We start from the raw sequence: 12,885 nt of genomic DNA, 5'->3' as shown, positions 1-12,885 counted from the left end.
TCTACTCCTTGGCGTTCTGGTCGGCAGGGACTGCGGGGGCCGAGGACGCCTCCGGGGCCGTGGGTGCCCCGGTCTCCTCGGGTACGTCCGTCTCGGTGTCGTCGTCCTCGTCCGCGCGGGCCGGGGCGTCGTCCTGGAGGTCGACCGCGAGCTCCGCCAGCTCCTCGGCGATCCTCGCCGACTCGCTGCGGGCCAGGCCGGCCAGCTCCACCTGGGTGCCGCCGCCGGGCAGGGCGACCGCCCGCACCCAGATCCGGCGGCGCTGGAGGAACAGCGAGCCGACCAGGCCGAGGATCGCGAGCACGCCGCCGGTGAGGGCGATCGCGTTGCCCGGGCGGTGCGAGACGTTGAAGCTGGCCCACTGCTTGTAGCCCTCGAAGGTGACGGAGCCGTAGCCGTCCGGGAGCGCCCAGGCCTCGCCGGGCTTGAGCCGGGCCTTGGCGGGCTGGCCGTCCTGGGTGAGCTGGGTGAGCTTGCGGGTGTTGAGCTGGTAGACGTTCTGCGGCAGGCCCGAGTCGGTGCCGAGGTCCCCCGCGAAGGCGTTCAGCACCAGCTCGGGGGCGGCGTCGCCGGGGAAGAGCGAGACCGGGCCGGTGCCCTCGAAGCTCAGCGGGGCGGTCGGCAGGAAGAAGCCGGAGAAGCCCATCTGGGTCCGGTTGCCGTCGGGGCCCACGCCGTAGTCGGAGACCTTCACGACGCCGGTGGAGGTGAGGTTGCCGTCCTGCGGCAGGAACGGGACGGCGCCCTGGTAGACGACGTCGCCCTTGCCGTTCCTGACGGTGACGAACGGGGCGTAGCCGTGGCCGATCAGGTAGACCTTGCTGCCGCCGATCTCCAGCGGGTGGTTGACCTCGATCGTCGACTTCTTCAGCTTCGACTCGTCGCTGCCCTCGTAGTACTCGACGTTCGCGGTGAACTGCCGGGCGGCACCGATCTGGTCGCCCTTGGTCTGGAACTTCGACGTGAAGCCGTCCAGCTTCAGGTAGAAGGGGTCGAGGTCCTGGGTGCCGTAGAAGCGGGTGCCGTTGAAGTCGTCGAGCTGGGTGATGGTGTTGGAGTAGCCCTCGCCCTCCACCATCAGCTTGCCGCCGGTGCCCGAGGCCAGGCTGGCCCAGGCGAAGCCGCCGAGCAGCGCGAACAGCGACAGGTGGAACAGCAGGTTGCCGACCTCGCGCAGGTAGCCCTTCTCGGCCGCCACCGCGCCGCCGGACAGGTGGGCGCGGAAGCCGCGCTTGCGCAGCAGCCGGTGCGCGGCTTCGTTCACCGCGTCGGCGTCCGCCTCGGTGCGCCAGGCCGCGTGCACCGGCATCCGGGTCAGGTTGCGCGGGGCGGCCGGCGGCTGGGAGCGCAGCACGCCGACGAACTGCCAGGTGCGCGGGACGATGCAGCCGGCCAGCGAGACGAACAGCAGGATGTAGATCGCGGAGAACCAGACCGAGCTGTAGACGTCGAACAGCTGGAGCTTCTCGTAGACCGGCGCGACGGTGGTGTGCTGCGCCTTCCAGGCCTCGACCTTCAGCTGGCCCTGGCCGTTCTGGTACTGCGGGATCAGCGAGCCGGGGATGGCGGCCAGCGACAGCAGGAAGAGCAGGATCAGGGCGACCCGCATCGAGGTCAGCTGGCGCCACATCCAGCGCGCCCAGCCGAACGCCCCTATGCCGGTGGGGCCGTCGGACTCGACCGGCGCGGTGCTGAGCCGCTCGGCGGCGCCGTCGTCGGGTGCCGGCGGCTGCTCGGTCTCGGTCGTGGTGTTGCTCACGGTCAGATTCCGATCTGGAAGTCGGCGGTCCAGGACTGCAGCTGGCTCATCATCGAGTCCCAGACCCCGGTGACGAGCAGCAGACCGACCGCGACGAGCATGCCGCCGCCGATCCTCATGACGAGCGGGTAGTGCCGCTTGACCCAGCCGAAGGCGCCCAGCGCCCGGCGGAAGGCCAGAGCGGCCACGATGAACGGTACGCCGAGGCCCAGGCAGTAGAAGGTCATCAGCATGGCCCCGCGCGCGGCGTCCGCCTGGTTGAGCGCCAGGTTCTGGACGGTCGCCAGGGTCGGGCCGATGCAGGGCGTCCAGCCGACGCCGAAGACGACGCCCAGCAGGGGGGCACCGAGCAGTCCGACCGTCGGACGGCGGTGGGAGCGCACCTCGCGCATGCTCAGCCCGGGGACGAGGCCCATGAAGGCGAGGCCCATCACGATCGTCACCGCCCCGAGCACGATCGAGATGACCCGCTTGTGCTCCTGGAGGGTGCCGCCGAACTGCCCGAACAGCGCCCCGGTCGAGACGAACACGGCGGTGAAGCCGAGGATGAACAGCGAGGCCCCGAGCAGCATCCGGCCGCGCCGGGCGCCGCGCGCGTCCGCGAGGTCGGCGGCGGAGAAGCCCGTCACGTACGACAGGTAGCCCGGGACGAGCGGCAGCACGCACGGCGAGAAGAACGACACCAGCCCGGCCAGCAGCGCGATCGGCGCGGCCACCAGCAGCGCTCCGCTCTGGAGGGTCCCGGTGTTGTCGGCGAGCTGCTGGGGCAGGCTCACTGCTTCTGCTCCGCGACCACCGGCCGGAGGATCGACTCCAGCGCCTCCTCGGTGGTGCCGCCGACGGCGCGGGCGGCCAGCCTGCCGTCCCGGTCGACGACCAGGGTGGTCGGGATGGACTGCGGGTTGAGGCTGCCCTTGGGGAACTTGAGCAGCTGGGTGCCGGCCGGGTCGAAGAGGCTCGGGTAGGTGACGCCCTGCTCCTGCTCGAAGCGGACGGCGTTCTGCTTCTCGGGGTCCCGGGTGTTGATGCCGAGGAACTGGACGCCCTGGTCCCGGTACTTCTCGGAGACGCTCTGGAGGCTCTTGGCCTCGGCCCGGCAGGGGCCGCACCAGGAGCCCCAGACGTTCAGCACGACGACCTTGCCCCGGTAGTCGGAGAGCTTGGCCGGGGTGCCCTCCAGGGTCGTCCCGGAGATGTCCGGCGCCTCCCCGCGGCTGCCGGCGGCCGCCGTCGACAGGTTGGTGCCCTTGACCGTGACGAACCCGACCTGGCCCTCGCCGCTGCCCGACGAGCCCGAGGAGGAGCAGCCGGTGAGGGCGAGCGCAGCGGCGGCGGCGACGGTGGCGGCGGCTGCTGCGGCGACACGGGGACGGGGGCGCGTCATGGCAGACATGTGAAAAGTTTCGCATGGAGTTCCGGGCAGGTTCGCCGGGGCCCTGCCTTGCGCGTCGCACCCCTTCTGACCTGCGACGCAATCGGGCCACCCGGCTTTCGCCGGGTGACCCGAAGTCATACTTACACGCCCCTTACGGGTCGGTGTGCCGGGCCGCGGCCTACGCGCCGAAGCTCTTGCCCACCGGCTTGTCGCCCTTGCGGCCCTTGCCCACCAGGTGCGCAGGCAGCAGGTCGCGGGCCGGCTCGCGGTAGCCGACCGAGACGATCCGGTCGCCCTCGAAGGTGAAGCTGGTCAGCGAGGCCAGCGAGCACTGGCGGTTGCGCGGGTCGTGCCAGAGCCGGCGGCGCTCGGCGAAGGAGCGCAGGATCCAGATCGGCAGCTGGTGGCTGACGCAGACCGCCTCGTGCCCGCGCGCGGCGTCCCGGGCGGCACCGATCGCGCCCATCATCCGCACCGCCTGGCCGAGGTAGGGCTCGCCCCAGGAGGGCTTGAACGGGTTGGTGAGGTACTTCCAGTAGCCCGGGTTGCGCAGCGAGCCGTCGCCGACGCCGAAGGTCTTGCCCTCGAAGACGTTCTCCGCCTCGATCAGCCGCTCGTCCACCGCGACGGGCAGGCCGTGCGACTCGGCGATCGGCGCGGCGGTCTCCTGGGCCCGCTCCAGCGGGGAGGCCACCACGTGGGTGATGTCCCGGTCGGCCAGGTCCTCGGCGACCCGCTCGGCCATCTTCCGGCCCAGCTCGGACAGGTGGTAGTCCGGCAGCCGCCCGTACAGGACGCCCTCCGGGTTGTGCACCTCGCCGTGCCGCATCACGTGGACGACGGTGATCTCTTTAGCGCTCACTTCTCGACTACTCCTGGGATCGGGTTCTGGTCGCGGCGGTCAGGCCGTGGCGGCCGCGGCGGCGCGCGCGGCGGCCGGCAGGGCGGCGGCGATCCGCTCGATCGCCCGCTCGTCGTGGGCCGCCGAGACGAACCAGGACTCGAAGGCGGACGGCGGCAGGTAGACGCCCTCGGCCAGCATGGCGTGGAAGAAGGCGGTGAAACGGTACGCCTCCTGGGTCCTGGCCTCGTCGTAGTCGGTGACGGGCGCCTCGGTGAAGAACACCGAGAACATGTTCCCGGCGGTCTGCAGCCGGTGGGCCACGCCCTCCTTGGCGAGCGCGTCGGTGACCAGGCCGGCGACCTCGGCGGCGACCCGGTCCACCGTCGCGTACACCTCGTCGGTGCAGCCGCGCAGCTGGGCCAGGCCGGCTGCGGTGGCGACCGGGTTCCCGGACAGGGTGCCCGCCTGGTAGACCGGGCCGGCCGGGGCCAGGTGGGCCATCACGTCGGCGCGGCCGCCGAAGGCCGCGGCCGGGAAGCCGCCGCCCATGACCTTGCCGAAGGTCAGCAGGTCCGGCGCCCAGCCCTCGTTCGCCGCCTCCAGGCCGTACCAGCCGGCCTTGGAGACGCGGAAGCCGGTCATCACCTCGTCGGAGATGAACAGCACGCCGTTCTCGCGGCAGAGCCGGGCCAGGCCGCCGTTGAAGCCGGGCAGCGGCGGGACGACGCCCATGTTGCCGGGCGAGGCCTCGGTGATCACGCAGGCGATCTCGCCGGGGTGGGCGGCGAACGCCTGCTCGACGGCGGCGAGGTCGTTGTACGGCAGCACGATGGTGTCGCCGGCCTGGGCGCCGGTGACGCCCGGGGTGTCCGGCAGGCCGAAGGTGGCGACGCCGGAACCGGCGGCGGCCAGCAGGGCGTCCACGTGGCCGTGGTAGCAGCCGGCGAACTTCACGACCTTCGCCCGGCCGGTGAAGCCGCGGGCCAGGCGGATCGCGGACATCGTCGCCTCGGTGCCGGAGGAGACCAGGCGGACCTGCTCGACCGGGGCGACCCGGGAGACGATCTCCTCGGCCAGCTCGACCTCGCCCTGGCCGGGGGTGCCGAAGGAGGTGCCGCGGGAGACCGCCTGCTGGACGGCGTCGATCACGGCGGGGTGCGCGTGGCCGAGGATCATCGGGCCCCACGAGCACACCAGGTCGACGTACTCGCGGCCGTCGGCGTCGGTGAGGTAGGGGCCGGTGCCGGACACCATGAAGCGCGGCGTGCCGCCGACCGCGCGGAAGGCGCGCACCGGGGAGTTCACGCCGCCGGGCGTCACCACGGAGGCGCGGTCGAACAGCGACTGGGACTGGGGGGCTTCGTAGGGGTAGCTCACAAAAGACATGGTCTCAAATCGTGTCCTCACGCTCTGCATGTCCGACCCGATCATCTGGAACGATGATCCGGGCACCGTTGTCTGTACGGTTGTCCGTACAGCAGGGGCCGCTGACTGCACCGGTCCGGGGACCAGTCAGACTGTGTGCACGCAGTGCGCAGGACTTCCGGTCCGTGTGCAGGGGTGTGGAGAGGACTGCCGCGTACCGCGAGTGGGTACGGCGGCGCATGACGGGTAAGGAGCACGTCCGGTGGGCGCCGGATGTGCGGGGGTCTGTCGATTCCGGCGAATTCCGGTGAGGATGGTCCGAGTGTCCGAGGCGCAGGACGGCTATGACGAGGCTGCGGGGGGCTCCCGACGGCCCGCCGAGGCCGCACGCGGGGGTACGGGAGCGGGTACGGGTCGTGGTCGTCGCGGCGGTGAGAGGCGGGGTGAGGGACGCGTGGGGGTGACCTACAAGTACTTCGGAGCCCCGGACCGCGCGACGGCCGCCAGAGTCCCCACCGCCCTCGGGCCGGGCGGACTCGGCCTGGAGGCCGGCGAGCTCGGCGCGCTGGGGCGGCTCGGCGACCTGATGGAGACCAGCGGCTCCCCCACCGGCCACCTCTCCACCAAGATCAAGCCCGAGACGATGAGCGCCATGGTGCTCACCGGCATCCAGGGCGTCCCGCTGCACCAGGTGCCGCCTCTGGAGCTGGTGGTCCTGCACCCCGACTACGCCGTCGTCCAGCTCCCCCACAACGTGGTCGAGCCGCTGCGCAAGGCCGACGAGACCGAGCTCGGCGCCGCCGCCTTCATCTGGTCCACCGTGCCGGACCGGCGCGGACCGCGGGACGCGTTCGTGATCTACAGCATGCTGCACGAGTGGCAGGACTTCGCCAACCGGCTGCACGAGGCCGGGCACCAGCTGTACTGCCTGGTCTGGCCCTAGCGCAGCGCTCCGGCCCGCCGCGGTGAACGCGGGCCGGAGCGCAGCGGATTGATTGCCCGTCAGCCCCGCCGTGCGGCCGGGCGCAGGACGGCGGCGGCCAGCAGCAGAGCCGCCGTCAGCAGGCCGGCGCCCACCGCGAAGGCGAGCCGGAAGCCGCCCGTGAGCGCCTCGGCGGCGGGCTGCCCGGCGGCCCTCAGCGCCCCGGCGCGGCCGTTGGCGAGGGTGGTGAGGACGGCGACCCCGAGCGCGCCGCCGACCTGCTGGGTGGTGTTGAACAGTCCGGAGGCGGTGCCCGCGTCCTTCGGCCCGGCGCCCGACATGCCGAGCGCGGTGAGGGCCGAGATCGCCAGCCCGAAGCCGGCCGCGAGCAGCATGGTGGGCAGCAGGTCGACGGCGTAGTGGGCGTCCGCGGGCAGCCTGGCCAGCAGGGCCAGTGCGCCGACCAGCAGCGCGAGCCCGGCCAGCAGCACCGGGCGTTCGCCGAAGCGGGCGTTCAGCCGGGCGGAGAGCGCGAGCGAGACGGTGCCGATGGCGAGCGCCGCCGGCAGCATCGCCAGGCCGGTCGCGGCGGGGCCGTAGCCGCGGACGTCCTGGAGGTAGAGCGCGACCAGGACCTGGAACGAGAACAGCGCGGAGACCATCAGCACCTGCACCGCGTTGGCGCCGGAGACGTTGCGCGAGCGGAACATCCGCAGCGGGAGCAGGGGGTGCGCGGCCCGGGCCTGGCGGAGCAGGAAGCCGGCCAGCAGGGCGAGCGAGAGCGCGCCGAGGCCGAGGGTGCGGGCCGAGGCCCAACCGTGCCCGCCGGTGCCCACGATGGCGTAGATGCCGAGCATCAGGGCCGCGGTGACCAGGACGGCGCCGAGGACGTCCGCCCCGGCCCGCAGGCCGGGGCCGCGGTCGGACTCCAGCACCCGCAGGGCCAGCACGACGGCGGCCAGGCCGAGCGGCAGGTTGATCAGGAAGATCCAGTGCCAGTCGAGGGCCTGGGTGAGCACCCCGCCGAGCACCTGCCCGACCGAGGCGCCGGCCGCGCCGACGAAGCTGAACGCGCCGATCGCCCGGCCGCGCTCGGCCGGCTCGGGGAAGAGCGTGACGATCATGCCGAGGCTGACCGCGGAGGCCATCGCGCCGCCGACGCCCTGGAGGAAGCGGGCGGCGATCAGCGCCTGCTGCCCGGTGGCGCCCGCGCAGAGCAGCGAGGCCGCGGTGAAGAGGGCGAGCCCGGCGACGAACACCCGCTTGCGGCCGATCAGGTCGCCGAGCCGGCCGGCCAGCAGGAGCAGGCCGCCGAAGGCGATCAGGTAGGCGTTGACCGTCCAGGTGAGGTCGGCGGGCGAGAAGTGCAGGTCGCGCTGGATCGCGGGCAGCGCCACGGTGACGATCGAGCCGTCCAGGATGATCATCAGCATGCCCGCACAGAGCACCGCGAGGGCGAGGGTGCGGGAGCGGGCGGGGGCCGCGGAAGCCGTCGGGGGCGCGGCCGGGACGTGCGTGGTCATGGCGGTTCTCCCGGTTCGTCGAGTACCGGGTAGGACGCTATCAGATCGTTTTGTTCGGGACTATCTATCTCGGGACGAGAATCGGGTCCGGTCCCGGCGGCGCGGTCACCCCCGGGACCGGCGGGCGCGGCGGACGGTGCGCTCGACCTCGACCGGCTCCGCGAGGTGGCCCTCCACCAGGTGCGTCAGGGCCGAGACGAACACCTCGCGCTCGGGCTGCGGGAGCGACTCCAGCAGCTCGCGGTGCACCCGGTCGGCGATCGCGGTGCCCTGCGCCACGGCCCGTCCGCCCGCTTCGGTGACCGAGACGATCCGGGCCCGCCGGTCGGTCGCGGACGGGCGGCGCTCGGCCAGGCCCGCCTTCTCCAGCTCGTCGACGGTGACCACCATGGTCGTCTTGTCCAGGTCCGCCAGCTCGGCCAGCTGGATCTGGGTGCGCTCGGCCTCCTGCGCGTGGAACAGCACGCAGTAGGCGCGCGGGGTGATCCCGAGCTCGGTGAAGGCGGCCGCCATCCGGGTGGCCAGCACGTGGCTCGCGTGGTCCATCAGCCCGGAGATGTCGCGGATCTGGCGCACGGGCGGCGGGGTCGTCGTCATGCTTCCGAGGTTAGCAACGGCCCGTCTGCTCCGGGATGATCCCGTTGCTGACCAACACGGCTCTACGGGATGCCCAACTCGAACAGCGCATAGCCCCCGTACCAGCCCGCCGCGAGGACCGGCATCGCCAGCAGCCCGGCCAGCGAGGAGGTCCGCACCCGGCGCAGCGCCACCGCCAGGCCGATGCAGAGCGGGAAGGCGGGCAGCAGGTAGCGCGAGATGTTGCCGAAGATCTGGTTGGTGCTCAGCGCCGTCACGAGGGTCAGCCCGGTGTAGAGCCAGAGCACCAGCGGCGGCCGGCTGCGCCAGAGCAGCACCAGCAGCCCGGGCAGGGCGATCAGCAGGACGATCGCGATCAGGTCCGGGACGGGGTTGGCCTGCCAGTACGTCCAGTGGCCGGCGAGCACGTCGCGGATCGTGCGCACGGTGGACACGCCGCCGTCGAAGTAGCGGTTCCAGGCGCCCTGCTGGAGCTTGAAGTAGCCGCCCCAGTCGCCCATCTTCCAGCCGACCCAGGCGACGTAGCCGAGCAGGCCCCAGGGGGTGATCAGCATCGCGGTCAGCGGACGGGCCACCCCGTCGGTGCGGCGGACCAGCGCGACCAGCGCGGCGATGGAGACGGCGGCGATCAGCACGGCGGCGGTCGGCCGGTTGAGGCCCGCGAGCAGCGTCAGCAGGCCCGCGGAGAGCCAGCGGCGGGTCATCACGCAGTAGCAGGCCCAGGCGGACAGCGCGACGAACAGCGAGTCCGAGTAGACCGCCCACTCCACCCCGGAGCCCGGGAACAGCCCCCAGAGCACCGCCGCGATCACACCCGCCCGGAAGCCGCCGATCCGCTCGGCGACCGCGAAGATCCCGGCCGCGGCGACCAGCGAGGCGATCACCGAGACGACCATCCCGGAGCCGTACGGGCCGAGCCCGGTGACGGCCCCGACCAGCCGCATCAGCCAGGGGTAGAGCGGGAAGAAGGCGGCCGAGTTCTCGTAGTAGGTGGCCAGCGGGAAGCCGTGCAGCGGGATCAGCTGCGGGTCGTACCCGTTCTCGGCGATCCGCTGGTACCAGACGCCGTCCCAGGTGCCCAGCACGTCCCAGGGCCTGGTGGCGCCACCGCGGCCCGCCTGCTTCGTCAGGTAGTCGCCGGTGTGCGAGAGCAGCAGCATGAAGACGGTCACGCCGATCGCCTTGACCACCGCGTACGCGCCCAGGGCGGGCCCGAAGCGGTCCACCAGCGCGCCGAACCTCCCGGGTGGGCGGCCGGTGCGTTCCTCGGCGGCCGGCGCCGGCGCCGCCTCGGGCGCGCCGGGCTGGGTACTGGACGACTCGGTGCTCGATGCCGTGCTCATCTGGTCTGGGTACTCCCCGCCCCGCTCGTGGTTTGCGCGGCTACGGCGCAGCGATTTTCCCGTGAGCCTACGGCACGCCCCCGACCGCAGGCCCCTGGCGCCCCCGGTCCACCGCGCCCGGAGCGCCGGGCCGCCCCCGCACGGCCCGCGCCGGACAGCGCGCGGCCGCCGCCGCCCGGGCGGGGGCGGCGGCGGCCTGCGGGCGGGGTCGGTCAGCCGTGGACGTAGACGATGCCGAGCTTGGTGAGCTGCCAGAGCTGGCCGGCGGCGCCGGTGTCGGTGGCGAGTTCGACGTACGGGTTGCCCTTGGCGTCGAGGGTGGCGCCGGGCGCCAGGACCTTGCTCTGGTCCTGGGAGTCGGCGATCCGGTAGCGGCCGTCGCCGGCCGGCTTGAACACCCAGTGCTGGTTGCCGCCGCCGGTGCAGCCCCACTGCTGGATCCGGGTGCCGGGGGCGGTGGAGGCGGCGTCGGCGTCCAGGCACATGTTCCGGTTGCCGCTGAAGTCGAGCTCGAAGCTGCCGCCGGCCTTGGCCTCCAGGACGAAGGACTGGTTGAGGCCGCCGGTCGCCGGATAGGTGATCGCGGGCCGGCCGTTGGTCGAGTCGCCGTAGCTGCCGCCGCCGGAGAGGTCGAGCACGTTGCCGCTGGCCGCGTTGGTCAGCTGGTACCAGGCGCCGTCCTCGGGGACGTCGCCGAACGGCTGCCCGGGCGTGAGCGGCTGGATCGAGGTGGTGTTCTGCTGGTTGAGCGTGCAGTACGCCTGCGCCAGCTCGGGCCGGGCGAAGAACTGGCCGAGGCAGACGCCCTCGCCGCGGTAGCCGGCCACCCGCAGGTGGTACGACTGGCGGACCATGTTCATGCACAGCCCCGGGATGCCGATCTGCGAGTCGCAGCCGTTGCGCACCCACTCGGCGAGGTTGATGACGTCCCCGTTGGTGTACTCGTACGGGGAGGACGTCCACTCCGCGCAGACCTCGTGGCCGAAGGCGACCCGCCGCTGGTCCAGGTAGCGCACGCCGGGCACCTGCTCGGCCGCGCCGCGCAGCGCGTCGCTGAGGGTGGGCACCACCCAGTTGTGGCCCCAGGCGAGGTCCTCGGGGAAGGCCGGGCAGCCGTCGGCGACCTTGCCGAGGTAGTCGTTGCGCCGGATGTCCGGGGTGATCGGGTTGAAGTACGACTGGTAGACCAGCTGGTACGAGGAGTCCGGGTAGCCGGCCCGGCGCATGGTCTGCCGGATGTTCCGGAGCGCCGCGACGACCTTGGGCCGGACGCCCTCGGCGCGCCGGCGGATCTCGTCGCTGCCGATGGTGTCCCGGCAGCCCTGGTCCTTGGGGATCGGGAAGTACTGCGCGAGGCAGTGCATCATGATGCCGCTGAAGTCGAAGTCGTCGTTGGCCCCGATGGTCACGACGACCATCTTGACGTCGTACTTCGCGGCCGTTTCGGCCAGTTTGACGTCCTGCTTGGGCTCGCCGAAGTCGCCGCTGCCGGGGCCGGTGATCCGGGCCAGCTCCGGGTCGCTGACCAGGTCGCCGGTCTGGGCGCCGGAGCAGGCCAGGTCGATCGGGGTGACCCCGGGGATGTCGGTGACGAAGATCTCCGACTTGGGGTGCCGGTGGCAGTAGTTGGTGGGGCTGTCCGTCTCCGGGAAGTAGCCGTCGTCGGTGTCGGTGCCGGCGCCCTCCCCGGAGATGGCGCTGTCGCCGAGGGCGACGATCGCGGCCGGACGGGTGGCCGCGGGCGCGGCCGGGGCCTGGTCGGCCAGCGCGGTGGGGGCGCCGGCCAGGCCGAGGGTGACGAGCAGGGTTCCGGCGGCGAGCAGGGCGGCGCACCGGGAGGACCCGGTGCGCGGCCGCCGCGCCGTCGGCAGGGGGGACCTGGTCACACGCGACTCCTTGCGGGGGGGTGGGGGCCGCCCCGGCGGGGGCGCCGAGCGGCGCGGAGCAAGAGAGGAGCAGGAAAGGTGAGCAGGTCTCACATTCTAGGAACTGACAAGTAACACAACAAGACTCGTGACACCGGCGGAACCCGACGGGCCGACGGGCCTTTGGGCACACCGAAGAGCCGCCGCCCCGCGCCCCAGGAGGGAAGCGCGGAACGGCGGCTCGCACCGGCCGAACCGGGTGTGCGGACTCAGCCCACGTTGGCGCACTTGTTGCCGAACGCCGGGTTCAGCAGGCCGATGATGTCGATGGTGTTGCCGCAGACGTTCACCGGAACGTGCACCGGGACCTGGATCTGGTTGCCCGAGACGACACCGGGGGAACCGGCGGCGACACCCTGGGCGCCGGCGCTGGCCATCGCGCTACCGGCACCGGTGGCCACGATGCCCACCACGGCCGCGCCGACGGCGGCGGTCTTCTTGATGCTCATGTGAGCCTCCTGACTGATCGACAGATATGCACGGGGAGTGCGACATCTAGAACGAGACCCCACCGGAGCGGTTGCGACGGTCCCCGGACTGTCACCCGTCCGGCTCAACGGCGGCGGAGGCCGGGCATTCGGGTGATCGGAGGACCGGACCGTATCCCCCCGCGGCGTGCCTCGTTCTCCCTGACGGAACCCGGTCTCCACGGCCCCCCGCGCGGCGGGCCTCCCGTACCCGGCGCCCGGCAACCCGTGCCGGAACGCCCGACCGGAATTCCGTCGGTCGCGCTTTCGTCCGAACCTTTCCCGGCCGTGCGGGAATCGTCCGGGAGGCAATGCGGCCCGGCAGCCGCGGCGACGCCCGAGCCACGGGCGGAACACGCCGGCGTGCGCCGCCCGAGTGACAATCACGGCAATCCCTGAAGCCTTCGGGTGAGTATTTCGTGCTTGCCCGACTCCCGACATTTCCCTTCCGTCGGGCAGAAATCGGAGGAATGACATGCGCAACTTCAAGAAGGCCGCCGCCCTGTCCCTGGCCGCCAGCGGCCTGGTGCTCGGCGCCGCCGGCGGTGCGTTCGCCAGCGCGGGCGCCGAGGGCGTCGCCGCCGGCTCGCCCGGCGTGCTCTCGGGCAACCAGATCCAGGTGCCGATCCACATCCCGATCAACCTGTGCGGCAACACCATCGACATCATCGGCCTGCTGAACCCGGCGTTCGGCAACGCCTGCGTCAACGAGGGCTGAACCCGCTCTCGCCGCGCCGGCGACAGCTGATTCACCCGAGCCCGTGC

At 72.5% G+C, this 12,885-nt stretch carries 12 protein-coding genes; 2 read left to right on the top strand and 10 right to left on the bottom strand.

Features of this window, described 5'->3' with window-relative positions; genetic code table 11:
- Position 1: 1 nt before the first annotated feature.
- The 5 genes from ACH5AR_RS05640 to hemL form a co-directional block, all read right to left on the bottom strand.
- Positions 2–1,759, bottom strand: coding sequence for a cytochrome c biogenesis protein ResB (locus ACH5AR_RS05640; RefSeq protein WP_396300108.1), 1,758 nt, complete (start codon positions 1,757–1,759; stop codon positions 2–4).
- 2 nt (positions 1,760–1,761) lie between these two features.
- Positions 1,762–2,535 (bottom strand): cytochrome c biogenesis CcdA family protein, encoded by a 774-nt coding sequence (locus ACH5AR_RS05635; RefSeq protein ID WP_396300107.1) that lies wholly within the window; start codon positions 2,533–2,535, stop codon positions 1,762–1,764.
- Positions 2,532–3,152 carry a TlpA family protein disulfide reductase gene (locus ACH5AR_RS05630; protein ID WP_396300106.1) on the bottom strand — a complete coding sequence of 207 codons (621 nt, stop codon included), beginning with the start codon at positions 3,150–3,152 and terminating at the stop codon, positions 2,532–2,534. The genes ACH5AR_RS05635 and ACH5AR_RS05630 overlap by 4 nt, the downstream gene beginning before the upstream one ends.
- A gap of 160 nt (positions 3,153–3,312) precedes the next feature.
- Entirely contained in the window at positions 3,313–3,963 is a 651-nt protein-coding gene (locus tag ACH5AR_RS05625) for a histidine phosphatase family protein (RefSeq protein WP_396300361.1), read from the bottom strand.
- Between the two features lie 72 nt (positions 3,964–4,035).
- On the bottom strand, positions 4,036–5,364 hold the full coding sequence (gene hemL / locus ACH5AR_RS05620; protein ID WP_396300105.1) for a glutamate-1-semialdehyde 2,1-aminomutase: 1,329 nt from the start codon (positions 5,362–5,364) through the stop codon (positions 4,036–4,038).
- Between the two features lie 439 nt (positions 5,365–5,803).
- On the opposite strand from hemL, the gene ACH5AR_RS05615 reads away from it, so the two are divergent.
- The gene (locus tag ACH5AR_RS05615; RefSeq protein WP_074004012.1) at positions 5,804–6,286 is read left to right on the top strand and encodes a hypothetical protein; all 483 of its coding nucleotides are present in this window, start codon (positions 5,804–5,806) and stop codon (positions 6,284–6,286) included.
- Between the two features lie 59 nt (positions 6,287–6,345).
- On the opposite strand, the gene ACH5AR_RS05610 is transcribed toward ACH5AR_RS05615, so the two are convergent.
- The 5 genes from ACH5AR_RS05610 to ACH5AR_RS05590 all read right to left on the bottom strand — a co-directional run bounded on the left by ACH5AR_RS05610 (position 6,346) and on the right by ACH5AR_RS05590 (position 12,102).
- A complete protein-coding gene (locus ACH5AR_RS05610; protein WP_396300104.1) occupies positions 6,346–7,788 on the bottom strand; it encodes a DHA2 family efflux MFS transporter permease subunit in 1,443 nt (480 codons plus the stop codon).
- A gap of 105 nt (positions 7,789–7,893) precedes the next feature.
- Positions 7,894–8,385: a MarR family winged helix-turn-helix transcriptional regulator gene (locus ACH5AR_RS05605; RefSeq protein ID WP_396300103.1), complete on the bottom strand. Its 492-nt coding sequence runs from the start codon at positions 8,383–8,385 to the stop codon at positions 7,894–7,896.
- Positions 8,386–8,447: 62 nt separating this feature from the next.
- Positions 8,448–9,728, bottom strand: coding sequence for a glycosyltransferase family 39 protein (locus ACH5AR_RS05600; RefSeq protein ID WP_396300102.1), 1,281 nt, complete (start codon positions 9,726–9,728; stop codon positions 8,448–8,450).
- A gap of 212 nt (positions 9,729–9,940) precedes the next feature.
- Positions 9,941–11,614: an RICIN domain-containing protein gene (locus tag ACH5AR_RS05595; RefSeq protein ID WP_396300101.1), complete on the bottom strand. Its 1,674-nt coding sequence runs from the start codon at positions 11,612–11,614 to the stop codon at positions 9,941–9,943.
- Positions 11,615–11,862: 248 nt separating this feature from the next.
- Positions 11,863–12,102 carry a chaplin gene (locus ACH5AR_RS05590; protein WP_396300100.1) on the bottom strand — a complete coding sequence of 80 codons (240 nt, stop codon included), beginning with the start codon at positions 12,100–12,102 and terminating at the stop codon, positions 11,863–11,865.
- Between the two features lie 493 nt (positions 12,103–12,595).
- On the opposite strand from ACH5AR_RS05590, the gene ACH5AR_RS05585 reads away from it, so the two are divergent.
- Positions 12,596–12,838, top strand: coding sequence for a chaplin (locus tag ACH5AR_RS05585; protein WP_396300099.1), 243 nt, complete (start codon positions 12,596–12,598; stop codon positions 12,836–12,838).
- Positions 12,839–12,885 lie beyond the last annotated feature (47 nt).

This window comes from Kitasatospora sp. NPDC018619 (genome assembly GCF_044391605.1).
GTDB lineage: Bacteria > Actinomycetota > Actinomycetes > Streptomycetales > Streptomycetaceae > Kitasatospora.
This window is presented reverse-complemented; position numbering and strand designations above follow the sequence as displayed.

Bases quoted from the DNA above. Each gene is read 5' to 3' on its own strand.
- ACH5AR_RS05630 (WP_396300106.1), bottom strand. From the start codon at position 3,152: ATGTCTGCCATGACGCGCCCCCGTCCCCGTGTCGCCGCAGCAGCCGCC.
- ACH5AR_RS05625 (WP_396300361.1), bottom strand. From the start codon at position 3,963: ATGCGGCACGGCGAGGTGCACAACCCGGAGGGCGTCCTGTACGGGCGG.
- hemL (WP_396300105.1), bottom strand. From the start codon at position 5,364: ATGTCTTTTGTGAGCTACCCCTACGAAGCCCCCCAGTCCCAGTCGCTG.
- ACH5AR_RS05610 (WP_396300104.1), bottom strand. From the start codon at position 7,788: ATGACCACGCACGTCCCGGCCGCGCCCCCGACGGCTTCCGCGGCCCCC.
- ACH5AR_RS05605 (WP_396300103.1), bottom strand. From the start codon at position 8,385: ATGACGACGACCCCGCCGCCCGTGCGCCAGATCCGCGACATCTCCGGG.
- ACH5AR_RS05600 (WP_396300102.1), bottom strand. From the start codon at position 9,728: ATGAGCACGGCATCGAGCACCGAGTCGTCCAGTACCCAGCCCGGCGCG.
- ACH5AR_RS05590 (WP_396300100.1), bottom strand. From the start codon at position 12,102: ATGAGCATCAAGAAGACCGCCGCCGTCGGCGCGGCCGTGGTGGGCATC.
- ACH5AR_RS05585 (WP_396300099.1), top strand. From the start codon at position 12,596: ATGCGCAACTTCAAGAAGGCCGCCGCCCTGTCCCTGGCCGCCAGCGGC.